The 23,386-nt window shown below is 30.9% G+C and carries 26 protein-coding genes; 23 read left to right on the forward strand and 3 right to left on the reverse strand.

Going from position 1 to position 23,386, the window contains the following annotated elements:
- Window positions 1-26 precede the first annotated feature (26 nt).
- The 23 genes from ACTF56_RS07815 (at window position 27) to ACTF56_RS07925 (ending at window position 22,398) form a co-directional block, all read left to right on the forward strand.
- The gene (locus tag ACTF56_RS07815) at window positions 27-1,280 is read left to right on the forward strand and encodes a site-specific integrase (RefSeq protein ID WP_227141568.1); all 1,254 of its coding nucleotides are present in this window, start codon (window positions 27-29) and stop codon (window positions 1,278-1,280) included.
- 133 nt (window positions 1,281-1,413) lie between these two features.
- Complete coding sequence (locus ACTF56_RS07820) at window positions 1,414-2,025, forward strand: TetR/AcrR family transcriptional regulator (RefSeq protein ID WP_227141569.1); 612 nt, start codon at window positions 1,414-1,416, stop codon at window positions 2,023-2,025.
- Window positions 2,026-2,028: 3 nt separating this feature from the next.
- On the forward strand, window positions 2,029-3,279 hold the full coding sequence (locus ACTF56_RS07825; RefSeq protein WP_227141570.1) for a TolC family protein: 1,251 nt from the start codon (window positions 2,029-2,031) through the stop codon (window positions 3,277-3,279).
- Between the two features lie 25 nt (window positions 3,280-3,304).
- Window positions 3,305-4,183: an HlyD family secretion protein gene (locus tag ACTF56_RS07830; protein ID WP_438966353.1), complete on the forward strand. Its 879-nt coding sequence runs from the start codon at window positions 3,305-3,307 to the stop codon at window positions 4,181-4,183.
- A 21-nt stretch (window positions 4,184-4,204) separates the two neighbouring features.
- Window positions 4,205-4,645 carry a hypothetical protein gene (locus tag ACTF56_RS07835; protein ID WP_438966354.1) on the forward strand — a complete coding sequence of 147 codons (441 nt, stop codon included), beginning with the start codon at window positions 4,205-4,207 and terminating at the stop codon, window positions 4,643-4,645.
- The gene (locus tag ACTF56_RS07840; protein ID WP_105045938.1) at window positions 4,642-4,929 is read left to right on the forward strand and encodes a hypothetical protein; all 288 of its coding nucleotides are present in this window, start codon (window positions 4,642-4,644) and stop codon (window positions 4,927-4,929) included. Before ACTF56_RS07835 ends, ACTF56_RS07840 begins: the two co-directional genes overlap by 4 nt.
- Window positions 4,929-5,825 carry an ABC transporter ATP-binding protein gene (locus ACTF56_RS07845; RefSeq protein ID WP_211290310.1) on the forward strand — a complete coding sequence of 299 codons (897 nt, stop codon included), beginning with the start codon at window positions 4,929-4,931 and terminating at the stop codon, window positions 5,823-5,825. Before ACTF56_RS07840 ends, ACTF56_RS07845 begins: the two co-directional genes overlap by 1 nt.
- Before the next feature lie 8 nt (window positions 5,826-5,833).
- Window positions 5,834-6,568 carry an ABC transporter ATP-binding protein gene (locus ACTF56_RS07850; RefSeq protein WP_438966355.1) on the forward strand — a complete coding sequence of 245 codons (735 nt, stop codon included), beginning with the start codon at window positions 5,834-5,836 and terminating at the stop codon, window positions 6,566-6,568.
- 48 nt (window positions 6,569-6,616) lie between these two features.
- Complete coding sequence (locus ACTF56_RS07855; RefSeq protein ID WP_227141574.1) at window positions 6,617-7,723, forward strand: ABC transporter permease; 1,107 nt, start codon at window positions 6,617-6,619, stop codon at window positions 7,721-7,723.
- A gap of 142 nt (window positions 7,724-7,865) precedes the next feature.
- On the forward strand, window positions 7,866-8,987 hold the full coding sequence (locus ACTF56_RS07860) for an ABC transporter permease (protein WP_438966356.1): 1,122 nt from the start codon (window positions 7,866-7,868) through the stop codon (window positions 8,985-8,987).
- A 28-nt stretch (window positions 8,988-9,015) separates the two neighbouring features.
- On the forward strand, window positions 9,016-9,744 hold the full coding sequence (locus ACTF56_RS07865; protein WP_105045934.1) for a TIGR00730 family Rossman fold protein: 729 nt from the start codon (window positions 9,016-9,018) through the stop codon (window positions 9,742-9,744).
- A 103-nt stretch (window positions 9,745-9,847) separates the two neighbouring features.
- Window positions 9,848-10,750, forward strand: coding sequence for a hypothetical protein (locus tag ACTF56_RS07870; RefSeq protein WP_105045933.1), 903 nt, complete (start codon window positions 9,848-9,850; stop codon window positions 10,748-10,750).
- A 10-nt stretch (window positions 10,751-10,760) separates the two neighbouring features.
- Window positions 10,761-11,603, forward strand: coding sequence for a restriction endonuclease (locus tag ACTF56_RS07875; RefSeq protein ID WP_105045932.1), 843 nt, complete (start codon window positions 10,761-10,763; stop codon window positions 11,601-11,603).
- A gap of 62 nt (window positions 11,604-11,665) precedes the next feature.
- Window positions 11,666-12,514: an RteC domain-containing protein gene (locus ACTF56_RS07880; protein ID WP_438966357.1), complete on the forward strand. Its 849-nt coding sequence runs from the start codon at window positions 11,666-11,668 to the stop codon at window positions 12,512-12,514.
- Window positions 12,515-12,603: 89 nt separating this feature from the next.
- Window positions 12,604-12,891 (forward strand): helix-turn-helix domain-containing protein, encoded by a 288-nt coding sequence (locus tag ACTF56_RS07885; RefSeq protein ID WP_438966358.1) that lies wholly within the window; start codon window positions 12,604-12,606, stop codon window positions 12,889-12,891.
- Window positions 12,892-12,983: 92 nt separating this feature from the next.
- Complete coding sequence (locus ACTF56_RS07890; protein ID WP_438966359.1) at window positions 12,984-13,787, forward strand: transcriptional regulator; 804 nt, start codon at window positions 12,984-12,986, stop codon at window positions 13,785-13,787.
- Window positions 13,788-13,848: 61 nt separating this feature from the next.
- A complete protein-coding gene (locus tag ACTF56_RS07895) occupies window positions 13,849-14,460 on the forward strand; it encodes an ATPase (RefSeq protein ID WP_227141881.1) in 612 nt (203 codons plus the stop codon).
- A gap of 70 nt (window positions 14,461-14,530) precedes the next feature.
- On the forward strand, window positions 14,531-15,169 hold the full coding sequence (locus ACTF56_RS07900) for a hypothetical protein (protein WP_438966360.1): 639 nt from the start codon (window positions 14,531-14,533) through the stop codon (window positions 15,167-15,169).
- 117 nt (window positions 15,170-15,286) lie between these two features.
- Complete coding sequence (locus ACTF56_RS07905; RefSeq protein WP_438966361.1) at window positions 15,287-16,108, forward strand: type IV toxin-antitoxin system AbiEi family antitoxin domain-containing protein; 822 nt, start codon at window positions 15,287-15,289, stop codon at window positions 16,106-16,108.
- Window positions 16,105-16,914, forward strand: a complete 810-nt coding sequence (locus tag ACTF56_RS07910; protein ID WP_438966362.1) for a nucleotidyl transferase AbiEii/AbiGii toxin family protein — start codon at window positions 16,105-16,107, stop codon at window positions 16,912-16,914. Before ACTF56_RS07905 ends, ACTF56_RS07910 begins: the two co-directional genes overlap by 4 nt.
- A 59-nt stretch (window positions 16,915-16,973) precedes the next feature.
- Window positions 16,974-19,706 (forward strand): class I SAM-dependent DNA methyltransferase, encoded by a 2,733-nt coding sequence (locus ACTF56_RS07915; protein WP_438966363.1) that lies wholly within the window; start codon window positions 16,974-16,976, stop codon window positions 19,704-19,706.
- 59 nt (window positions 19,707-19,765) lie between these two features.
- Entirely contained in the window at window positions 19,766-20,482 is a 717-nt protein-coding gene (locus ACTF56_RS07920; RefSeq protein WP_438966364.1) for a hypothetical protein, read from the forward strand.
- A 1,493-nt stretch (window positions 20,483-21,975) separates the two neighbouring features.
- Window positions 21,976-22,398: a DUF6943 family protein gene (locus ACTF56_RS07925; protein WP_105045915.1), complete on the forward strand. Its 423-nt coding sequence runs from the start codon at window positions 21,976-21,978 to the stop codon at window positions 22,396-22,398.
- A gap of 72 nt (window positions 22,399-22,470) precedes the next feature.
- On the opposite strand, the gene ACTF56_RS07930 is transcribed toward ACTF56_RS07925, so the two are convergent.
- Genes ACTF56_RS07930 through ACTF56_RS07940 form a run of 3 tightly spaced genes read right to left on the reverse strand, consistent with a single transcriptional unit; the run spans window position 22,471 to window position 23,254 of the window.
- The gene (locus ACTF56_RS07930; RefSeq protein ID WP_162833738.1) at window positions 22,471-22,647 is read right to left on the reverse strand and encodes a hypothetical protein; all 177 of its coding nucleotides are present in this window, start codon (window positions 22,645-22,647) and stop codon (window positions 22,471-22,473) included.
- A complete protein-coding gene (locus tag ACTF56_RS07935) occupies window positions 22,634-22,849 on the reverse strand; it encodes a hypothetical protein (RefSeq protein ID WP_026726274.1) in 216 nt (71 codons plus the stop codon). The genes ACTF56_RS07930 and ACTF56_RS07935 overlap by 14 nt, the downstream gene beginning before the upstream one ends.
- A 3-nt stretch (window positions 22,850-22,852) precedes the next feature.
- A complete protein-coding gene (locus ACTF56_RS07940) occupies window positions 22,853-23,254 on the reverse strand; it encodes a DUF5675 family protein (protein ID WP_105045914.1) in 402 nt (133 codons plus the stop codon).
- Window positions 23,255-23,386: the final 132 nt, after the last annotated feature.

The following is a 23,386-nucleotide window of genomic DNA, read 5'->3' on the forward strand; positions in this document are numbered from 1 at the left end:
TGAGTAATAATTAATTGGTCACCACAATGAAAACAAAAATCACTCTTCACTTTTATGCCAAAAGCACAAAAGCCAATGCAAACGGACTACTTCCCATTTATGTAAGATTAACAGTTGATGGAAAACGTTTAGAATTTAGTACCAAAAAATTTGTAGAAAAATCAAAATGGTCTAATGAGTTATCCAAAATGAAAGGTACTACAGAAGAAGCACGTTCAATCAATAGCTACCTTGATTTGATGAAATCAAAAGTATTAGATGCACAAATGGAACTAATTCATCGGAACCAGACTCTATCTATTGAAAACTTCAAAAGCAAACTACTTGGTACTGAAGAAAGACAAAGAATGTTAGTCCCTATCTTCAAAGACCACAACAACAAAATAAAAGAGCTTGTTGGAAAAGAATACGCTCCAGGAACATTAGAACGCTACACTACTTCACTCAAGCATACTATTGAATTCATGCAGTGGAAATACAATGTTTCCGATATCGATATTACAAAAATTGATCATGCTTTTATAACCGATTATGAGTTTTGGCTAAGAAGCGTAAGAAATTGTGCGAATAACACAGCTGTAAAATACATCAAGAACTTCAATAAAATTATCAAGCTATGTTTGGCCAATGACTGGTTAGATAAAAACCCATTTGCTAACTATAAATCAAAAGTCAAGGAAGTTGAAAGAGTTTATCTTACTGAAGAAGAAATTCAATCTATGATAGGAAAAGACTTCAAAACAGAAAGACTATCACTAGTTCGCGATATATTCCTTTTTAGCTGCTTTACTGGTTTGGCTTACATAGATGTCAAAAACTTAACAAAATCACATATAAGCTACGGAATCGATGGCGAGAAATGGATATTCACTCACAGACAGAAAACCGAAAGTGCTTCCAAAATTCCAATCCTACCAGTTACACAAATGATAATAGATAAATACGAAAATCATCCACAATGTAATAACGAGTATAAACTACTACCTATCCTATCGAACCAAAAGATGAATGCGTATTTAAAAGAAATAGCTGGAGTTTGTGAAATTGAAAAAGAATTAACCTTTCATATTGCTCGACATACTTTTGCTACTACGGTAACGCTTACCAATGGCGTTCCAATTGAAAGCGTGAGCAAAATGCTTGGGCATAAAAATTTAAGAACTACACAACATTATGCAAAAGTATTGGATAGGAAAGTTAGTGATGATATGAAGATTTTAAAAGATAAATTTTCAATTTTAGACAATAATATATTGAAAAAATCTTCAGTCACAAACTAAAAATTTCTAGTAATCAAGGCTATTTAAAGCTATTAAGACTTTATTATTTGTTAAAAAAAGCATAAATACTATTTTAGTAATTTTATTTTAGTAAATTTGTTAACCAAATAGTTAAACTATATAATTAAACAATATGGATAAAATTAAAACTGAAAATACTGAAACTGAAATATTAATAGCAGCAAAAGAAATCTTTCAGCAAAAAGGAATGGCAGGTGCAAGAATGCAAGAAATAGCAGATAAAGCAAAAATTAATAAAGCATTATTGCATTATTATTATAGGAGCAAACAATTATTATTTGAAGCTGTTTTCAAAAGTGCTTTTTCGCTTTTAGCACCACAATTAAATAAAGTGCTAAATGATGATAGCGATTTATTTGAAAAAATAAGAAAATTTACTGAAAATTATGTCTCGTTTGTAATCAAACATCCCTATTTACCAAATTTTGTAGTACAAGAATTAAATAAAAACCCAGAATTTGTTCAAAAGCTTCGCTCTGAAAAAAATTTTCCTTCCATTGAAAAATTTAAACTTCAAGTAAGTGATGCTATAAATCATGGAATTATTAAACCAATCGAAGCCGAACAGTTATTTATCAATATTATCTCTTTAAATATTTTTCCTTTTATCGGAGAACCGCTATTGATGGCGCTTGTTAATGTGGATAAAGAAAGCTACAATAAAATACTAGAAAATAGAAAAACGGAAGTGGCTGAGTTTATCATTAATTCAATAAAAATATAAATTATGAAAACTAAGTTAATCATACTGATAGTATTGTTTATATCAATATATGCAAATGCACAACAGACTTTAACCTTGGAAGATTGTTACTCATTAGCTACAAAAAATTATCCTTTATCAAAACAAACAGGTTTATTAGAACAGAAATCAAGTTATGAAATTGACGCATTAAGCAAAGGAAAATTACCAAAAATCGATGTAAACGCACAAGCAACTTATCAATCTGATGTGATTGGATTACCTACTTCACTTCCAGGGGTTCAATCTTTAAATAAAGATCAATATAGAGCAACTTTAGATGTAAATCAATTAGTGTACAATGGTGGAATAATTGATGCAAATGCAAAATTAAAAGAGGCACAAACCAAAACACAACAACAACTAATAGAAGTTAGTTTATACCAAATAAAAACTCGAATCAGTCAATATTTCTTTTCTATTTTGTTACTTCAAGAAAAAAAAGCACTACTATCTTCAAAAAAAGAGTTATTAATTTCCAAAGTTAAGGAAGTGAAATCGGGAGTCAAATTTGGAGCAATTCTTCCGTCATCAGAACTGGTTTTAGAAGCAGAAATTATTAAAATAGACCAGCAATTAATAGAAATTAAATTCGAAAACATCAAATTATTAAATAATCTTTCTGAATTAACTTTTTCTGATATTGATACCGAAACAACTTTAATACAACCAGTATCATATCCAAATAGCACTAATTTAACAAGACCTGAAATTGCTTTTTATGATTTACAAAATCAGCAATTAGAGTTCTCAAAAAATGTTCTATCTAAATCAAATCTTCCAAAAATAAATGCTTTTGGTCAAGCGGGTTATGGTAATCCCGGATTAAACATGTTAGACAATTCTTTTCAAACATTTTATGTTGTTGGCCTAAAAGCGAATTGGAATATTTTTGATTGGGGCAAAACCAAAACAGATAAAAAAGCATTGGATATATCTAAAGAAATAGTGACATCTGAGAAAGAAACATTTGAATTAAATAACAAAATACAATTAGAAGAGCAAGATTTTGAAATTAAAAAATTAGAACAACTGCTGCTTTCTGATACCGAAATAATTCAAATACGTGAAAAAGTTATTAAATCCTCAGATGCCCAATTAAAAAATGGTGTGATAACATCGTCTGAATATCTTATAGAATTAACCAATTTATTTGAAGCAAAAAACACTTTAAAGATGCATGAAGTTCAATTAGCAGCAGCTAAATCAAATTACGAAATAATTAAAGGAAAATAAAATAGTACCCGAAAAATTTAAAAAAATGAAAAAAATAAGCATAATAATTTTAGCAACGATAGGGTTAATTTCTTGTAACAAAAATAACGACAAAGCTGACGGTTATGGGAACTTTGAAGCAACTGAAATAACTATTTCTTCAGAAGCTAACGGTAAAATAGAGTTTTTAAAAGTCGAAGAAGGAGATGAATTAAAATCTCAATTACAAGTAGGATTAGTTGATACATTACAATTACATTTTGCGAAACAACAATTAATTGCCTCTAAAAGCACCGTGTCGTCAAAATCCGCAAATATAATATCACAAAAAAGCGTCTTAAATGAACAATTAAAAACAGCTAAATTAGAGAAAAACCGAATCCGTAATATGTATGCTGAAAATGCTGCAACTAAACGACAAGTAGATGAAATTGAAGGAAAGGTAAAAGTTATCGAAGAGCAAATAAAAAGTGTCGGAACTCAAAATGCACCTATTTTAAATGACTTAAAATCGATAGATGTACAAATTGCTAGAATCAATGATCAAATAGCAAAAAGTAAAATTATTAATCCTATTAATGGAACTGTTTTGACTAAGTATGCAGAACCAGGCGAAATATCAGCATTTGGAAAACCACTATACAAGATAGCTGATGTTTCTGAAATGACTTTGCGAATCTATGTAAGCGAAACACAGTTGTCAAAAATAAAAGTTGGACAAAATGTATCGGTAAAAATTGATGCTGAAAAAGATATGAAATCATATCCAGGAACCATTTCATGGATTGCATCTTCGGCAGAGTTTACTCCTAAAATTATTCAAACAAAAGAAGAACGAGTAAATCTCGTTTATGCCGTAAAGGTAAAAGTAAAAAATGACGGTAGTCTAAAAATCGGGATGCCAGCAGAAATGTGGATTAAATAATAATTAAAAAAAATACAAGAAATGTTAAAAATAAAAATTGCCTTTTTAGCCACAGTTATATTACTCCTTTTCTCTTGTAACACGAAATCAAAAGAAGAAAAAACTACTGAAATTAAAACTGAAGAACACCAACATTCTGAAAGCGAAACAATTCAATTGAACAATGGTAAAAAATGGAAGGTAGATGATAATATGATGCTACACATTCGTAATATGGAAAAAGATGTAGACCATTTTGACCAAGAAAAAGACACTAATTATTCATTATTAGCGGATAAATTAAAGACAAATATTGATATACTAACATCAAATTGTACCATGAAAGGAAAAGCTCATGACGAACTTCACAAATGGTTAGTTCCATATATAGAGTTAGTCGATTCGTTTTCTGAAGAAAAATCAGCAAATCAGTTTACAGAAATTCAAAATTCGTTCCTAACATTTAATCAATATTTCAAATGATTTTAAAAAACTTACATACCGAAAATAAACCAGTTCAAACACAATTATTATTTGAACCAAAAGACGCTAAAGTAATTTCATTGCAAATAGCAAAAGGAGAAACACTTAAAGAGCACATTTCAAAAATACCAGCATTGTTGGTTTGCATTTCAGGAAATGCTGTTTTTACAAATGAAAAAGGAACAGTCATTAATCTCAATTCTGGCACTTATGTAATGATTGAAGAAAATGTAAAACACGCTGTAAAAGCAATCGATGAAAGTAATTTCTTATTGATGAAATAATGAGTATTGCAGTAAACAACATATCAAAATCTTACAAAAAGTTAAAAGCTGTCGATAGCATTACTTTTAAGGTAAATGACGGAGAATTATTTGGTTTAATTGGACCTGATGGTGCAGGGAAAACAACTATTTTCAGAATACTAACTACGCTTTTAGTTGCTAATGAAGGAAGTGCAGAAGTCGCTGGATATGATGTAGTCAAACAACTCAAAGAAATCAGAAACTCTGTTGGCTATATGCCAGGAAAATTCTCGCTATATCAAGATTTAACTGTTGAAGAAAACTTACATTTTTTTGCCACTATTTTCGGAACCACAATTGAGGAAAATTATGATTTAATTAAAGACATATACATTCAAATTGAACCATTCAAAGACAGAAGAGCAGGTGCTCTTTCGGGCGGAATGAAACAAAAATTAGCATTATGTTGTGCGTTAATTCATGCTCCAAAAGTATTATTTCTTGACGAACCAACTACAGGAGTTGATCCCGTTTCTCGAAAAGAATTTTGGATAATGCTAAAAAGATTGCAACAAAAAGGCATTACAATATTAGTTTCAACACCCTATATGGATGAAGCTTCTCTTTGCGATAGAATTGCATTAATTCAAAAAGGCAAAATTTTAAAAATAGATACACCTCAAAATATCATTAACAACTACGAAAAAGTAATTTATGATGTACAAGCAAAAAACACACACGGATTGATTCACGATTTAAAAAATTATCCTAATCAATACAGTGTTTATGCTTTTGGTGAGTTTGTACATTACATAGATAAAAATGCAACTTTCAATCCAAACGATTTACAAACCTATTTGAAAAATAAAAATCATACGGATATAATTATTAAACCTGCTACAATAACCATTGAAGATGTTTTCATGGACTTATAAACAAAAAAATGGAAAGAGAAAAAATAATATCTGTAAAAAATTTAACGAAAGAGTTTGGCCATTTTACTGCTGTAAAAGGCATTTCATTTGATGTTTATAAAGGAGAAATTTTTGGTTTTTTAGGAGCCAATGGAGCAGGGAAAACAACAGCTATGAAAATGTTGATTGGAATTTCAAATCCTACTTCAGGTGAAGCCAATGTTGCAGGTTTTGATGTTCACTCACAAGCCGATATGGTAAAAAAAAGTATTGGTTATATGAGCCAAAAATTCTCAATGTATGATGATTTAACTATTAAAGAAAACATTACTTTTTTTGGTGGAATTTATGGATTATCAAGAATAGAAATCAAACAAAAAATCGCACAATTAATAGAAGAATTAGAACTTCAAGAAGTAGCCAATAATTTAGTAGGTTCGTTACCATTGGGTTGGAAACAAAAATTGTCGTTTTCAGTTGCATTACTGCACGAGCCAAAAATTGTTTTTCTCGATGAGCCAACAGGAGGCGTTGACCCAATAACCCGAAGACAATTTTGGGAAATGATTTATACACAAGCTTATAAAGGTACTACCATTTTTGTAACCACACATTACATGGATGAAGCAGAATATTGCGACCGTGTTTCTATTATGGTTGACGGCTCTATTGAAGCTTTAGACACCCCAAAAAATTTGAAAGAACAATTCAAAGTAGATTCTATGAATGATGTGTTTTTAAAATTAGCGCGGAATATTGAATAAATAATTAAAAAAGAGGAGAAGATTGCTTCGTTCCTCGCAATGACAATTATGAAAAGATTTATCGGATTTGTAAAAAAAGAATTCTACCATATTTTCAGAGATAAACGTTCTTTGTTTATTCTGTTTGGTATGCCGATTGCCCAAATTTTATTGTTTGGTTTTGCCATAACAAATGAAATTAACAATGTTGACATTGCCATTTTAGACCAATCAAATGATATAGAAACACAAAAAATTATCTATAAAATAAAAGCATCACCCTATTTTAATGTGGCAAACCAAATTGAAAAAGAAAGCGACATAGAATCAGAATTTAAAAAAGGAAAAATCAAGGCAGTTCTTATTTTCGAACCAAATTTTAGTAAAAATCTCGAAACCAAAAAAGTAGCAGTAGTTCAAGCAATTACCGATGCGACCGAACCTAATGTTGCCAACACAATAGCAAATTATACCTCAGCAATTATACAAAATTATCAATCGCAAAAAAAACAATCCAATAGTAATCAGGTAAAGGTTGAAGTACAATCGAGAATGTTTTATAATCCTGAACTCAAAAGTGTTTTTAATTTTGTTCCAGGTGTAATGACCGTTATTCTAATGCTTGTTTCAGCTATGATGACCTCTATTTCTATCACACGAGAAAAAGAATTAGGCACTATGGAAATTCTTTTAGTTTCTCCATTAAAACCATTTCAAGTAATTATTGGAAAAGTATTTCCTTATATTTTTCTTTCCATTATTAATGCAATCGTAATATTAACATTAGGCTATTTTGTGTTCAAAATGCCTATAAATGGAAGCATCTTTTTGTTAGCTTTTGAAAGTATATTATTTATCATTTCTGCTCTTTCATTGGGGATATTAATTTCTACCGTTTCTAATTCTCAACAAACCGCAATGATGTTATCATTAATGGGTTTGATGCTACCAGTAATTATTCTATCAGGATTTATATTTCCTATAAATAGTATGCCTTTACCCATGCAAGTAATCAGTAACATCATACCTGCAAAATGGTTCATTATTATTGTAAAAGCCATTATGCTCAAAGGTGTCGGAATTCAATATATATGGAAAGAAACCCTTATATTAATAGGGATGACTGTGTTTTTTATAACATTGAGCATCAAAAAATATAAAATTAGACTAGAATAAGAATAGTATCACTGTAAAGGTTTAAAAACAATCATTGGGATATAAAAATAAATTATGAAATCGCCATTAACAAAAGTTTGCGCAAGCAAACACCAATGAAAAAAGCGATACATATGCACCAAAAAACAAATAATATTTACATATGAAAACAATATTATTCATCATACAAAAAGAATTCAAGCAAATTTTTAGAGATAAAAGCATGCTTCAACTTATATTTATATTACCCATTTTGCAATTATTAATTTTGTCAAATGCAGCTACATTCGATGTTAAAAATATTGCAATAACCTTTGTTGACAATGACCAAAGTCGGGAATCAAGAGATTTAATAAATGCTTTTAAAGCCTCAACCTATTTTAAAGTTACAGCACCTCATTTTTCTGAAAAAGAAGCTGTCGAAGAAATGCAAAAAGGGAAAACCGATATTATTGTAAATATTCCTGTTCACTTCAATCGTGACCTGCAAAAAGACCAAAAAGCGAGCATTTCAGTAAGTATTAATGCCATTGATGCCGCAACGGCTGGCGTTGAAAATGTATATGTAACACAGATACTAAACTCCTACAATCAAAACATTCAAATGCAGTCAAAATACTTCTCTGAAAATAAAGAAGTCCCCCAAAACATAATGGTTATTCCCTCTTTTTGGTACAACAATACTTTAAATTATAAAACTTTTATGGTGCCTGGTATTTTGGTTTTATTGGTTACCATGCTTACTTTATTTCTGTCATCAATGAATATAGTTAGAGAAAAAGAATTGGGCACATTAGAACAAATAAATGTAACACCCATAAAAAAATACCAGTTTATTATTGGAAAATTATTTCCGTTTTGGGTGCTTGGATTAGTGATTTTAACGGTGGGTTTAGTAATATCCAAAGTTGTTTTTAATGTTCCTATGTTAGGTAATATTTTCCTTGTTTATGGCTTCACATCGGTGTATTTACTTTTAATTTTAGGTTTCGGACTGTACATATCTAATCATACCGAAACCCAACAACAAGCCATGTTTATTGCCTGGTTTTTTATGGTAATTTTCATATTAATGAGTGGTTTATTTACACCTATCGAAAGTATGCCAAAATGGGCACAAAGCTTAACATTGTTAAACCCTATTCGATACTTTGTAGAGTTCATAAGAATGGTTCTACTAAAAGGATCCGGATTTTATGAAGTATTGCCAAACCTATTAATTGTTACCGGATTTGCAGTATTTGTAAACGGCATGGCGGTTTGGAGTTATAAAAAATCAAATTAGAAGTTTAAGTTTTTAAAAGGTATTAAAAATGAATGGTAATAAATTAGTTACGAATGAATCTTTATTCTTTCGAGGTCCACTATCGAGATTTAAAGAGCTAATGTTCACATTTAGGGTTCAAATTAATTTTATAAGAGCATTTAGAAAATTACATTTCCTTGGTCCATGTGTAACTATTTTTGGTTCGGCTCGGTTTACACCAGAATCAGAACATTATAAAAATGCTGAAAAAATTGGTGCAGAAATTTCTAAATTAGGTTTTACAATAATGACAGGTGGCGGACCAGGAATAATGGAAGCCGCAAATAAAGGAGCATTTGAAAATGATGGTTATTCTGTTGGTTGCAATATTGTATTGCCAAGAGAACAAAAACCAAATCCATATTTACATAAATGGATAGATATTCCTTATTTTTTTGTTCGTAAAGTTGTTTTGATAAAATATTCGTATGCCTTTGTAGTGATGCCAGGTGGAGTTGGTACTTTAGATGAATTATTTGAAGCACTTACATTGATACAAACTAAAGTAATTAAAAACTTTCCGATAATTATTTTTGATTCAGATTATCATAAAGAACTTTGTCATCATATTAAAATTATGCTTGAAAATGAAAGCATCAGTCCAGAAGATATGAAGCTCCTTTTTGTAACTGATTCTATTCCTGATTTAATTACACATCTTGAAACGCATGCAATCAAAAAATTTGGGTTAGTAAATAAACAATATAAACCAAAATGGTGGTTTTTAGAAAAATAAAACAATTCTTGTCTATGTCTTTTTAATTAATACTAAAATGTAGAAAAATATTATTTTCTTTCTTGTAAAATATCTGAAAATATAGACGAATTAGCAATAAAATATGAAAAAGAATATAGTATTAGTTTTTATTATTGTAATAACGACCATAACTTCAGCTCAAACTAAAGTAGATACAACAGCAATTCTATCTTTAGATAAAATTACACAAGTAAATCAAGGAGAAAGTTATGTTACTTTTCCCTTTGATATTGGGAATTTAGAACCTTTAATGTTTGAGGCAAATGTTAGTCCTAATTTTAAGATCAGAGAACGTAAAGATTCAAGATTAATGGCAGTGTTAACTTCTCAAATTATTATAAGAATGTTTGATGAATATTCATATCCTGTAAAAACACCAAGTTATATACCTCAAATTGCGTTCTATTTTTTAACAGGACATAAAGATGCAGCCAATAAATTAACTTTATTTGGTAAAATTGCACATCACTCTAATGGTCAAGATGGTAATTTTTATACAGATGATGGAAAAGTCAATTTACAATCCGGAAATTTTGCAACAAATTATTTAGAATTAGGATTTTTACAATCATCATATAGTCAAAACTTGAAAGCTTTCAAATTTATAAAAAGCTCATTTGAAATCCACCCAAAGAGTTGGATGTTAGAAGAACTTCAAGGTCAATATAGTGGATTGCGATGGCACAATACCTTTTTAGCTTATAAACTTCCTATGAAAACAAATCCACTTCCAAACGAAAAACAAAGAGCAAACTTCTCAATTAAAGCTGAAACGACAATAATGTTAGATAATTTTAATAATTGGAACTATTTTGACGCCAAAAGATTAAATGCAAGTCTAATTCTCTATTATCACCCAAAATTCTTAGAAGATATTGGATTTTTTGTTCAATTCTATCATGGTATGGATTATTATAATATTTATTTTCAACATCAAATCAGCTCAATAAGATTTGGTATAATGACAGAAACTTTACGTTTTTAATATTTTAATTATGAAACAAAAACCAATTTTTATTAAAAAGAATTCTTTTGATGTTGAACCATTTTCAACTCAAAAATTAGAACATTCACTACTACGTAGTGGTGCATCTGAAGAAGAAATTGAAAACATTATTTCAAAAATACAAACTGAAATTTATGATGGTATTTCTTCAATTGAAATATATAAAAAAGTGTTTGCTTATTTAAAAAAATCAAACAGAACATCTGCTTCTCGATATAGTCTAAAACGTGCCATTTTTGATTTAGGTCCAACAGGTTATCCTTTTGAAAGATTAGTTGCAGCATTATTGAGAGAAAAAGGATTTAAAACCTCGGTCAGTGTAATTTTAAATGGCGAATGCGTTACCCACGAAATAGATGTTTTAGCTGAAAAAGAAGGAAGCGTTTATGCAATTGAATGCAAATTTCATTCTGACGCTAATGCAGTTAGTAATGTAAAAATTCCTTTATACATTAATTCAAGATTTTTAGACATCCAAAAACAGTGGAATACTAATTCTAAAAACACTACACATCTCAAACAAGGCTGGTTGGTTACTAATACCAGGTTTACTATTGATGCAATAAATTATGCGAAATGCGTTGGTTTAACTTTACTTAGTTGGGATTATCCGTTAAATAACGGAATTAAAGACAATATTGATTCATTTGATCTTTATCCAATTACTACTTTAATAAATCTTTCAAAAGACGAAAAAACAACTCTTATTTCTAAAGATATAATTTTAGTTAAAGAACTTTATGAAAATAAAATTGTATTAGAAAAAATGCAGATTACATCTGATAGAATAGTAAAAATTCTGAATGAAGTAAAGGAACTTTATAAAATATAAATATTTATTCGATTAGGAACTCATCAAATTATTAAAACTATATCCTTAAATATTTTAAGACTTTGAATCAAAAAATAATAAATCTACAAACAGACCTAAATGAACAACTTAATTTCATTGATCTTGAAATAGACAATGAAATTAAGCGTTGTGAAAAGGCTATTGAGATAACTTTAAAAGCTAAAGAGAATTTAAAAAATGTAGTTATTAAAAGCCAATTCAAAAGTCAAGATGAAGAAATATATTTTTTTAAGGAAATTAAACCCCAATTTACATCAAAGATTATTTATTACAATTCAATCCTTAAAATTGAAATGAAAAAGCCAAATGGAGGCAATCGTATTTTAAAAAAATATTACAATAATGAACTTATAAAACTTAAATCATTTTTTGATAATGAATTAGAATTTTACAAATATTTTCGCTCTGGAAATAATTATTTGGATTACAAATATTTTCTAAGAGGGAAGTTTGATGTGAAATTAGCATTAAGTAGCTATTATTTTGAAACAGATACTAATTTTTCAACTTCTCATGATTATAAAGTAGCAAAAATATTAGCTAATGACTTAATTCAATTATATCTTGAAAATAAACTAATTATGATTGAAAATAAAGGAACTACTGAAAAATCACAACGCCAACCGAACATAAAAATGATGTGGACAGGCTCAAAAGTAGCGTTAACTGAACTTCTTTTTGCATTACATACTGAAGGAGCTTTTAATAATGGTGCTGCAGACCTTAAAGATATTGCTGAATATTTTGAGCATATTTTTGAAATTGATTTAGGGCAATATCGTAGAACATTCCTTGAAATTAAAGCCCGTAAGAATGATAGAACAAAGTTTATAACAACTTTAAATGAAAAATTATTGACTAGGATGAACAATTCAGATGAGGTACTTTAAATAAAAATCGTTCACAACATGAACCCCGTTGTGAAAGAAAATAAATCAAACGCCACAATTTTGTACCATAACAATCTAAAACATCAGTTATGGCAGTACAAATTATTACTATCGAAGATTTAAACGAATTCCGTAGTCTTCTTTTGGATGATTTAAAAGAAATCATTCAATCCAAACCACAACAAACAAAACAGTGGCTCAAATCTAATGAAGTCCGTAAACTGTTAAACATTTCTTCAAGTACTTTACAAAACCTCCGTATCAATGGAACACTAACTTACACCAAAGTTGGTGGGATTATGTATTATGACAATACAGACATTCAAAAGCTCCTTCACGGCAATAAAGTAAATGCCTTGCCTACACTTTTCAAATAAATGTGCTTTGTCAACCTGAACTTAAATCCAGAGCTTGACGAAGGACAGGTTCTTGTCTTAATACTTAATACTCCAATCTTAATACTTCAGCAATGAATTACATAAAACACCTAACCGGTTTCTTCATTCGCATAGCATCTGAAGAAACCATTTATCCAACACATATAAGTTTGTATATAGCATTATTTCAGAGTTGGAATATTAATCGGTTCAAAAATCCAATCTCTATTTCTCGTGATGAAATGATGAAAACCAGTCGCATAGCTTCCAAAGCTACTTATCACAAATGCATAAAAGAATTGCAAAACATGGGATTTATTGATTATCTACCTTCATATAATCCGTATTCAGGTTCTGAAGTAATTCTACATGATTTATCAGATAGAAAAGCGGTTTTTAAAAGTCAAACCAGTTCAATTATTGTCCAAACCATACCAATAAATAACCAAGCTAATAGTAATGTTACTGAACAAGTCAATGAACCCAATATATATAACAATAACAAAACATCTAAAAACAATAAAAACATATCTATAGACACCAATTTTAAAATTTTTAATGAAGGTGAATTTTTAGAAGTTGAAAAAAAAGAGAAAAAAAGTTCCGCGAAAAAAAGAGAAATAGAAAATCCATCAATCGAACAAGTCAAAGAATATTTCAAACAAGAAGAGTATTCAGAATTTGAAGCCGAACGATTTTATAATTACTACACTAGCAACGGTTGGCTTATTGGTGGTAAAACAAAAATGATAGATTGGAATGCAGCAGCTCGGAATTGGATGCTAAATACCGCAAAATTCACAATAAATCATCCTCAAAATAATCAAGTTAAAGAACAACCAAAAGCGAAACATTTACAAGTTGTAGAAGACAAAAATTATGCAGAACCACTTTAGTCATTGCGAGGAACGAAGCAATCAGCTAATCACTTTTCACTAATTACTAATCACTAGTTTAATGGGCTCACAATACAACTATCCAGAAATCCTAACATGGTTAGAGACAAAAGCCAAACAAGAGTATGGCCCAAATTTTCATTTCATCGATGACGATATGGAAAACATTACAAAACTGATAGCTTATTTTTTAAAAGATGAGAGAACAACAAGTCGATTTGGTATTGATCTATCAAAAGGAATTCTTCTTTCTGGACCGGTAGGCTCGGGTAAAACCTCATTAATGACAATAATGAAATACATAACCCAAAAAGAAAATAAATTCTTTATGAGAACATGTCGCGATATAAGTTTTGAATTCATAAAAGAAGGCTACGAAATCATACATCGATACAGCCGTGGTAGTTACTCTCAATCCGAATACAAAAATTATTGCTTTGACGATTTAGGAGTAGAAAGCAATTTAAAATATTATGGAAATGAATGCAATGTGATGGCAGAAATAATTCTCTCAAGATATGATCTATTCATCTCAAGAAAAGTTATAACACACATCACTACCAACCTATCAGCCTCAGAAATCGAAACTATGTACGGCAACCGAGTTCGCTCAAGATTACGAGCCATGTTAAACCTCATCGCATTCGATAAAACTACCCAAGACAAACGCTAAAAAACAACATCAAACTGCTTTGCGAACATTGCGAAAACTTTGTGCTCTTTGCGGTTAAATAAAACAAACTATGAGAAAAATAAATACCTTCTGGAACTGGTTCCAAGACAACAACCAAACCATAAAAAACTTCATCAACGAAACACCAAAATCGCAAAAGCAAATCAGCCATTGGATAAAACACCGTTTAGGTTTCTATAGCAAAGAACTCGATTACATGATTATATTCCCCAAAAAGCCAACCGAAAAAACCGAACTAATCATTACGGCAAACGGAAATCCAGAATATTTTACACGGGTAACCGAATTAATAAAACACGCTCCAGTACTCAAACATTGGAAATTCACAGCATTTATTCAACCTACAGTACATATTGAAAAAATCATCGATGGTTTAGACGAGCCGTATGTATTTCAAGAAATAACTATAAAAACTAGCGAAATAAAATTTTTGCCACTCGCTTACGACGAAAAAACAAAAAAACTCAACATCATAGTGTATTTAAAAAACTACAACATCCATTGCGATACCAAAACTTGGAACCAAGCAATCTACATCATCATGCAAGACCTATTGGGAGAAAAATCATTATATCAGAATATTAACTTTGTGCAATTAGCATGTTTACCAACCAACACAGAGGAGTTGATTGAATTGTATGATTTACAGTTTTACATTGATACTATTAATAAAAATGATGTTTCGTAGTAAAATAATCAGGTTTATCCTGACAATGCTACTATAAAGAATAAATTTAAAACAAATGATACAACCTATAATTATATTTTGTATCATTGTAGTCAGGTTAATCCTGACAATAAGACTATGAAGCATAAATACATCTCAACACAGTCAAACGAACTTTTATCATACTTCAATGATAAAGGGAAAGTGTGTTTTGATTCTAAAACAGCTTTAAAAGCGTTTCCTGATACCAAAGAAAGCACCGTTAGAGAATTATTAAGCGACATGACCAAAAGAGGCTTATTAATGCGTATTAAAGACGGTGTGTATTACATTATCCCTTACGAAGAAAATGCGGAGACCTTTATGCCCGATTGGCATATATTGGTAAAGTATTTAGTAAAAGAGGCAAAGCATTACATAGGGTATTATTCTGCATTACAAATCCATAATCTAATAACACAACCATCATTAAAAGAACAAATTGTGGTGGCAAAACAAATCAGGCCATCTGAAATAAAAATCAAAGACATCACTTTTCAATTTATCTATCATAACGAAAGTCACTTTTTTGGAGAAAAGAAAACATGGATTGATAATTTCAATAAAGTAAGCTGTTCTGATATAGAAAAAACAATAATAGATTGCCTTTTCAAACCGGATTACGCAGGAGGAATTGTAGAGGTAGCAAGAGCAATTTATAGTACAAAAGAGAAATTAGATTATAAGAAGCTTTTAGAATACACCATAAAATTCGATTCTCAGGCAGTGGTAAAAAGACTAGGGTATATTTTAGAACTCTTTGAAATAGAAACAGAAATAATCCAAGAACTACAAAAACTAAAAACAGCATCTTATGTGGTTTTAGATACCGAATTACCTAAGACTGGTAAAAGAAATAGCCGTTGGAGTATTCAACAAAATTTAGATATAGAAACCATTAAATCAGCCATGTTCACATGATTAAACCGGGCGAAATACAGAAGAAAGCAAACCAAGTTGGGGTTCGCGACCAACAAATCGAGAAAGATTACATTTTATCCTGGATACTGTGGGGTGTAGCAAATCACGAACAGCTTTCAAAAATAGTGGTATTCAAAGGAGGAACAGTATTAAAGAAAGTATATTTTGAGGACTATCGTTTCTCAGAAGATTTAGATTTTACATTGTTGAATAATGAAATAACAAACGAACAAATTTTTGATTGGTTCAAAGAAACTTTCGAAGAAATAAAGGAAGAATCCAATATTCCATTAGAAATAATTGATGATAACGAGCATGAAGATGGAGGCATCAATTTTTATATAGGTTATGTTGGTCCACTGGGTGGCTCTGGTAACAACAAAAAAGTAAAAGTAGACATCTCCAGAAGTGAAAAATTAGAGTTTGAACCAGTGGTAAAAAATGCAATTGTAGATTATTCGGATTTAGAGGATTATAAACTAGTATGCTATCCTTTAGAAGAGCTATTAGTCGAAAAATTACGCTGCACCATGCAACGCACACAACCAAGAGACTACTACGACATTTGGTACTTAGTAGAAGTAGAAAAAATGGAGGTAGAATATTTCACTAATGAGTTCCGAAACAAATGCACAAGTAAAGAGTTAAAACCCGAAGATTTTCATGCCAAACTAGAACAAAAATTACCACAATACAAAGCACGTTGGAAAAAATCAATGAACGACCAAATCAAAGATTTACCCGATTTTGAACAAGTGGAAAGAGAAGTGAACAGAAAGATTAAAAATTTTATGTCAGATAAATAAAATATAACCCAGAAGCTTTTTACCATTGGTATATGGCTTTACAATTAAACAAACATTAGATGGCACTAAGTTGGAACGAAATTAAAGACAGAGCAGTTAAATTTTCTAAGGAATGGAAAGAAACAACAAGTGAAGAAGCTGATGCTAAACCATTTTTAGATGCTTTTTTTGATGTATTTGGAATTACTCGAAAAAAAATAGGAACATTTGAACACCGAGTAAAAAAATTATCGGATGCTGATGGGTATATAGACTTACTTTGGAAAGGTACTATTTTAATAGAAATGAAAAGTCGTGGGAAAAATCTAGACAAAGCATTTGTTCAAGCTATTGATTACACACACGGTTTAAAACAAAACGAACTACCAAAATACGTTTTGGTGTGCGATTTCCATATTTTTAGATTATATGATACCGAAGAACAAACTACTTTAGAGTTTACTCTTGATGAATTAGTTTTAAATGTTCAAAGCTTCGGGTATCTTTTAGGGTATCAGAAGAAAACCTATAAAGAGCAAGATCCAGCCAATATAAAGGCAGCTGAATTAATGGGTAAACTGCATGACCGTTTAGAAGAAATTGGTTATGAAGGACATCCATTAGAAGTTTATCTAGTTAGAATTTTGTTTTGCATGTTTGCTGAGGATACAACTATTTTTGATAAACAACAATTACAAGAATATATAGAAAATAGGACTGCTGAAGATGGGAGTGATTTAGCTTCTAAATTACAAGAATTGTTTCAGGTGTTAAACACCGCAAAAGACAAACGTTTCAAAAACTTAGACGAGCAATTAAACGACTTTCCGTATGTAAATGGAAAACTGTTTGAAGAAATTTTACCCATGGCAAGTTTTGATAGCAAAATGCGCCAAGCTTTATTAGATTGTTGTTACATCGATTGGAGTAAAATTTCGCCGGCTATTTTTGGTTCCATGTTTCAAAGTGTAATGAATCCAAAAGAACGTAGAAACTTAGGGGCGCATTACACCAGTGAAAGCAATATCTTAAAACTAATTAAACCCTTGTTTTTAGATGAATTGTGGGCGGAATTTGAAAGCATCAAAGGAAATAAAAACAAATTACCCGAATTCCATAAAAAAATTAGCCAACTCAAATTCTTAGACCCTGCTTGTGGTTGTGGTAACTTCTTAGTAATTACTTATCGCGAATTACGTTTGCTAGAATTAGAAGTGTTACGAGCTACCTATAAATCAGGACAAGGAGTTTTAGACATTAGCGATATCATTTGGCTCGATGTAGACATGATGTGCGGTATTGAATACGAAGAATTTCCAGCACGTATTGCCGAAGTAGCCATGTGGTTAATTGACCACCAAATGAATATGCAAATTAGCAATGAATTTGGACAATACTTTGCACGTTTACCTTTGAAAAAATCTGCTAAAATTGTTCATGGTGATGCATTAGAAGTAAACTGGGAAGAGGTTGTGTCTAAAAATCAACTTTCATACATTATTGGAAATCCACCATTCATTGGTTCAAAAATTATGAGCCAATTTCAAAGAGATCAAATTGTAAAAGAATTTGAAAATATTCAAGGAGGTGGAGTTTTAGATTATGTAACAGGTTGGTATTTAAAGGCAGCAAAGTATATACAAAACACAAAAATTAAAGTAGCTTTTGTGTCCACAAACTCCATTGTTCAAGGCGAACAAACTAGTATTTTATGGGGACAGATGTTAATTAAATATGGAATTAAAATTCACTTTGCACATCGAACTTTTAAATGGAGCAATGAAGCAAAAGGTAATGCAGCAGTGTATTGTGTTATTGTTGGTTTCGCAAATTATGATTCTATAAATAAAAGAATATTTGAATACGAAGATATAAAAGGTGAAGCTCACGAACTTAAAGTAAAAAATATTAATCCATACCTAGTAGACGCAAAAGATATACTAATTGAAAAAAAATCTAATCCAATTTGTAATGTTCCTAAAATGAGTTTTGGTAATATGCCTTTAGATGGAGGTCATTTACTTTTGTCAGATGGCGAGAAAATGAATTTATTGATAAAAGAACCGAATGCTGATAAATTTATATTTCCACTTATTTCTGCACAAGAATTTTTAAATGGACAAAAACGTTGGTGTTTATGGTTGTTAGATGCAGAACCAAAAGAATTGAAACAATTACCAGAAGTATTAAAACGTATTGAATTAGTAAGACAGTTTAGATTAAATAGTATTGCTCCATCAACGCAAAAATTTTCGTTAACTCCGTCATTATTTCGTGATAAAAATCAACCAGAATCTTATATTTTAATACCAAGTACTACTTCTGAAAACAGAAAATATATTCCTATGGGGTTTTTCGGGAAAAACGATATAGCAAACAATAGTTGCCATACTGTTCCAAATGGAAATCTATTTCATTTTGGTGTACTAATGTCAGCAATGCATATGGCATGGGTTAAAACTACTTGTGGTAGATTAGAAAGTCGTTTTAGATATTCAAAAGATATTGTTTACAACAACTACCCTTGGCCGGAGAATCCTTCTGATAAACAAATAAAAACAATAGAAGAAAAAGCACAAATTGTTTTAGACGTTAGAGCTTCTTTTCCTAATAGTTCATTAGCAGATTTATACAATCCGTTAACCATGCCACCAGCTCTAGTAAAAGCCCACAATGAATTAGACAAAGCCGTGGATGCAGCCTACAGCAAACAAGTCTTCACCAGCGAAGCCAAACGCATGGAGTTTTTATTTGAGCTGTATGAAAAATATACTGCTGGATTGTTTGTGAAAGAGAAAAAAGGGAAGAAATAATATAAAGCAATATAAATATTAGGCAAAAGATAACTTTAATTCTGTATAATTAATTAACGGTGAAAAGTAAAAAAGGTAATTTCCATTTATGCGGAGAGTTAAAAGAGCTTACATTTGAGCATATTCCACCGAAAGCGGCTTTCAATGATACTCCAATACTAATTCAAAAACACGAACATTTGTTTGATGAAAAAAGTTATGTTTATGGCAAATCAATAAGAAGTAATAATGGCTCTGGTTCCTATTGTTTTTGTAAAAGTTGTAACAATAATACAGGAACTTGGTATGCTAGAGATTTCTCTGAATTTGTAGGTCAAGCATACAATCACTTTAATAATGTTGAAAAGATAAACAGAGCTAATCTTATCGAATTTAATTTTAAACCTTTGAATGTTTTGAAGCAAATTCTAACTATGTTTTTAGCTATCGACCATTCAGATTTTCTCAAAAATGATAAAGAATTAGTAAACTTCATTTTAGAAAAAAATAACAATTCACTACCTGAAAAGTATCAAGTATATTTATATAATACGATTTCAATACATAAACGATTGTATGGGATACAATGGAATAATTTTAATGGTTCAATGAATACTCATTCTGAAATAACATTTAATCCTTTTGGATATTTTCTAACAGTCGATTCTCCTCCGCCTATTGAGACAATGACTAATATAACAGATTTTAAAAAATTCCAATTTAACGAGCAAAAGAACTTTATAATTCCGTTATTCTATTTAAAAACTGATAATATGTTCTTAGGTCACTATGAATAAATTTCATCAAATATTTTAAAGTGTTACAAAGAATAACCATTTACATTCCAATTGCCACTCCTTCCCAACGCTCCAAAAAAAATTACTGTCATGGTTTTTGTCCCAAAGCACATCAAGCACTTTGCCTGATGGCAAGAAAATTAAACATAAATTCAAAAACCCTACACGCCATAAGGCAAAGAGCTTGCCCAACGCACAAAACAAAAACACGTACGCTTCGCAACTCATGCCAGTAATTTTTTTCCCAAGCTTAGTTACATAATGTGGCATTATAGGGCAATAAAGAAAAGAGTGCTCCAAATCAAGATGGTGCATTGCCCTATAATAACATTATGTAAAAAAGCCGCTCTCCCCACGCTCAAGTGCCCCGCTCCAGCCACACATTTTTGGCAGCTTTCCTCGCACCACCCAGCTACCAAAAACACGTGGCTTCGCGGGTCACCCTTCGGGTTTTCATAAGAACGTTTATACTTTAAAAGAAATTTAATACTTCGTAGGAAATCCATCAATTGTTTTTATCAGCTGTGTGTTTAAAGCGGTAGTGTTTGCATTATCTTTTGAAGGTGCTTCCCATCTACGAAACAACTGTACACTATAATCTGAATACTGAACACTTTCAAGCACCCTCAAAAGATAAAATTGCCCAGCAAGAGTGTGGTTTTTTGATTTGTCAGAATATGGAGTAGTAATTGCTTTCCGGTTGCTGATGTTTTTAGAATTTCTAAGAAAATTATTCAAACTTCAAGCCTTTCTATTCAATGACAAGTGAAGCATCTGCACCCAAAAAAGCAATCAGAAAGTAAGTGCAAACAAATCAAAAAAACCACATACTTGCTTTCGCTACTGCCAACGCACTCGGTAGTATTTGCATTGTTTTTTGAGGTGCTTCACATCTCCGAAACAACTGAACACTTATTTGTGCATACTGAACACTTCCACGCACCCCAAAAAATCAAACAGTGCAGCAAGAGTTTCAAATTTCGGTTCTGGACAAAAGCGTTTATAATTGACTTTTTGTTTTTTTTCCAGCCCCAAAATTTGAAACCCTTGCAAGACGACCCCAACTCTGTAACAAAAAAATCCGCCCTCAAAAGAAAATCCTGCTCCGTGATCAAAAAAATAAAATAAAAAAAAGAGAGCAAAGGTAAGTTCCAGGTTTACAAAAAAGCAAGTTCAAGCCCTGCGGGTTTTTTAAAAAATCTCCACCACCCATACGTTCTCAAAACAACTTTTCTACCAAGCAACAAATTCCGACTTCCAAAGGACGAATTAGGGTGGTAGTATTTTTTAAAAAAAACTTGCTTTTTTGAAACCCTCCACTAGACGAATGGCTTTCTTTTTTTTCTTTTTTTCTTTTGAAATGAATATTCTTCGCTTCCAATTTAAAATAACATTTGGCGAAAAAATTTTAATGGGCGAAGCGTAGCGAAGCAATCCAGTATTTCAGATGAAAATAAGAGCAAAAGAGAAGCTAATATTTAAAATCGGAAGTCATGCTAAACTTTATTATTAAAACCCATCAGAAAGGAACGTTTTACCCACAACCACATCTATTTATTCTAAACAAAGGGTTAAATAGTGGAAAACCTCAAAAAGAACCATTTACAAACAGCTTTGTTATTATCTTTAAAAATGATGAAGATTTAGAAAATGTATATTTCATTGCTTATAGTCTATGGAAAACAAAGTTTTGGCATCAATATTTAGTAGGTTCAGTAATTCCATTTTTAAGGTTACCTGATTTCAAAAAAGAATTTTTCCCAAAATCTAAAGCATTAATGGCAGAACATGAAGAGCATGTAAAACATGTTGAAGCTTTGAAAATTTTAGAACAAAAAGAAAATCAATTTCATCAAAACATCAATCTAATTAACGATATGCGTAGGGTAATTTTATACCGCTATTGCAATAAATAAATAAATAAAGCCTGGTCTTACGACTAGGCTTCATTTTATTTAACCCAAAGGTCACCACAACTAGGGCTAAACTTATTTTTTGTGCTTCCTGTTAAGGCTTTTAAGCAGTAACGAAATTGTAAAACTAACAATTGCTCCAACGGTAGCTAAGATAACCGTTTTGGCAATATCTTCAGATTGAATATTCGGAACAATACTTAAAAATGTGCCTCCAGCTGTACCCATTAAAGTATGGTTATTCGCTGTCATTCGTTGTGGTCAACTGACTTGCAGCTGTCAAAACTCCACCAGCTACTGCAACATATCCACCAATAGTAATAACAATTGTGGGCAAAGCAACTGGAGCAGCCAAAATAGTTCCACCAACAGCAGCCAAAGTCAAACCAACAGTTCGAAGCACTTTAAAAAACTTTGGTATAGGAGCAGAAACTCGATTCAATATCTTTTTCATAATTTATAATTTAGAAATAATTAATAATTCAACAACTTCTTGTCTGTCTAAGATTGTATAAACTAAAGTTTTAAGCTTCTCAAAAGCTTTTCTTGATAGTAAACCTAAACCTGGTCCAGAAAGCTTAGTAACGGGAGCGATACAACCATTTAATTCTTTCATAGCATTATTAGCAGGATGAAATAAAATCAAACTTCTATTTTCAACATCTACCACTTCTAAATGCCATCTAAATTTCTTACTATATCGCTTTCTAATAAAATATTTCCCTTCCGGAATACAGGAAACTCTCTTTCGGTTCATTCTCCAAGTCAATTCAATTGTATTACAAATCAATTTACCTTCGTATTCGAGTTTACCATTGGTTCCATCAGGGAAATAAGTTCTAGTTAATAAAAGTACCATTACTGAATACTGTCAACTGTGACTGAATACTGATTATACACCGCTGTCAACTTTTGCAATCGATAATGGGTTAAAAGCACCATTTTTCAATGGATACATTTGCCCATTAATCTGTTGATAAAACTCAACACC

The organism is Flavobacterium sp. (assembly GCF_965657075.1).
Classification (GTDB): Bacteria; Bacteroidota; Bacteroidia; order Flavobacteriales; family Flavobacteriaceae; genus Flavobacterium.

Excerpts from the sequence above, each read along its gene's own strand:
- ACTF56_RS07815 (WP_227141568.1), top strand. The coding sequence starts at position 27 with ATGAAAACAAAAATCACTCTTCACTTTTATGCCAAAAGCACAAAAGCC.
- ACTF56_RS07820 (WP_227141569.1), top strand. The coding sequence starts at position 1,414 with ATGGATAAAATTAAAACTGAAAATACTGAAACTGAAATATTAATAGCA.
- ACTF56_RS07825 (WP_227141570.1), top strand. The coding sequence starts at position 2,029 with ATGAAAACTAAGTTAATCATACTGATAGTATTGTTTATATCAATATAT.
- ACTF56_RS07830 (WP_438966353.1), top strand. The coding sequence starts at position 3,305 with ATGAAAAAAATAAGCATAATAATTTTAGCAACGATAGGGTTAATTTCT.
- ACTF56_RS07835 (WP_438966354.1), top strand. The coding sequence starts at position 4,205 with ATGTTAAAAATAAAAATTGCCTTTTTAGCCACAGTTATATTACTCCTT.
- ACTF56_RS07840 (WP_105045938.1), top strand. The coding sequence starts at position 4,642 with ATGATTTTAAAAAACTTACATACCGAAAATAAACCAGTTCAAACACAA.
- ACTF56_RS07845 (WP_211290310.1), top strand. The coding sequence starts at position 4,929 with ATGAGTATTGCAGTAAACAACATATCAAAATCTTACAAAAAGTTAAAA.
- ACTF56_RS07850 (WP_438966355.1), top strand. The coding sequence starts at position 5,834 with ATGGAAAGAGAAAAAATAATATCTGTAAAAAATTTAACGAAAGAGTTT.
- ACTF56_RS07855 (WP_227141574.1), top strand. The coding sequence starts at position 6,617 with ATGAAAAGATTTATCGGATTTGTAAAAAAAGAATTCTACCATATTTTC.
- ACTF56_RS07860 (WP_438966356.1), top strand. The coding sequence starts at position 7,866 with ATGAAAACAATATTATTCATCATACAAAAAGAATTCAAGCAAATTTTT.
- ACTF56_RS07865 (WP_105045934.1), top strand. The coding sequence starts at position 9,016 with ATGAATGGTAATAAATTAGTTACGAATGAATCTTTATTCTTTCGAGGT.
- ACTF56_RS07870 (WP_105045933.1), top strand. The coding sequence starts at position 9,848 with ATGAAAAAGAATATAGTATTAGTTTTTATTATTGTAATAACGACCATA.
- ACTF56_RS07875 (WP_105045932.1), top strand. The coding sequence starts at position 10,761 with ATGAAACAAAAACCAATTTTTATTAAAAAGAATTCTTTTGATGTTGAA.
- ACTF56_RS07885 (WP_438966358.1), top strand. The coding sequence starts at position 12,604 with ATGGCAGTACAAATTATTACTATCGAAGATTTAAACGAATTCCGTAGT.
- ACTF56_RS07890 (WP_438966359.1), top strand. The coding sequence starts at position 12,984 with ATGAATTACATAAAACACCTAACCGGTTTCTTCATTCGCATAGCATCT.
- ACTF56_RS07895 (WP_227141881.1), top strand. The coding sequence starts at position 13,849 with ATGGGCTCACAATACAACTATCCAGAAATCCTAACATGGTTAGAGACA.
- ACTF56_RS07900 (WP_438966360.1), top strand. The coding sequence starts at position 14,531 with ATGAGAAAAATAAATACCTTCTGGAACTGGTTCCAAGACAACAACCAA.
- ACTF56_RS07905 (WP_438966361.1), top strand. The coding sequence starts at position 15,287 with ATGAAGCATAAATACATCTCAACACAGTCAAACGAACTTTTATCATAC.
- ACTF56_RS07910 (WP_438966362.1), top strand. The coding sequence starts at position 16,105 with ATGATTAAACCGGGCGAAATACAGAAGAAAGCAAACCAAGTTGGGGTT.
- ACTF56_RS07915 (WP_438966363.1), top strand. The coding sequence starts at position 16,974 with ATGGCACTAAGTTGGAACGAAATTAAAGACAGAGCAGTTAAATTTTCT.
- ACTF56_RS07925 (WP_105045915.1), top strand. The coding sequence starts at position 21,976 with ATGCTAAACTTTATTATTAAAACCCATCAGAAAGGAACGTTTTACCCA.
- ACTF56_RS07930 (WP_162833738.1), bottom strand. The coding sequence starts at position 22,647 with ATGACAGCGAATAACCATACTTTAATGGGTACAGCTGGAGGCACATTT.
- ACTF56_RS07935 (WP_026726274.1), bottom strand. The coding sequence starts at position 22,849 with ATGAAAAAGATATTGAATCGAGTTTCTGCTCCTATACCAAAGTTTTTT.
- ACTF56_RS07940 (WP_105045914.1), bottom strand. The coding sequence starts at position 23,254 with ATGGTACTTTTATTAACTAGAACTTATTTCCCTGATGGAACCAATGGT.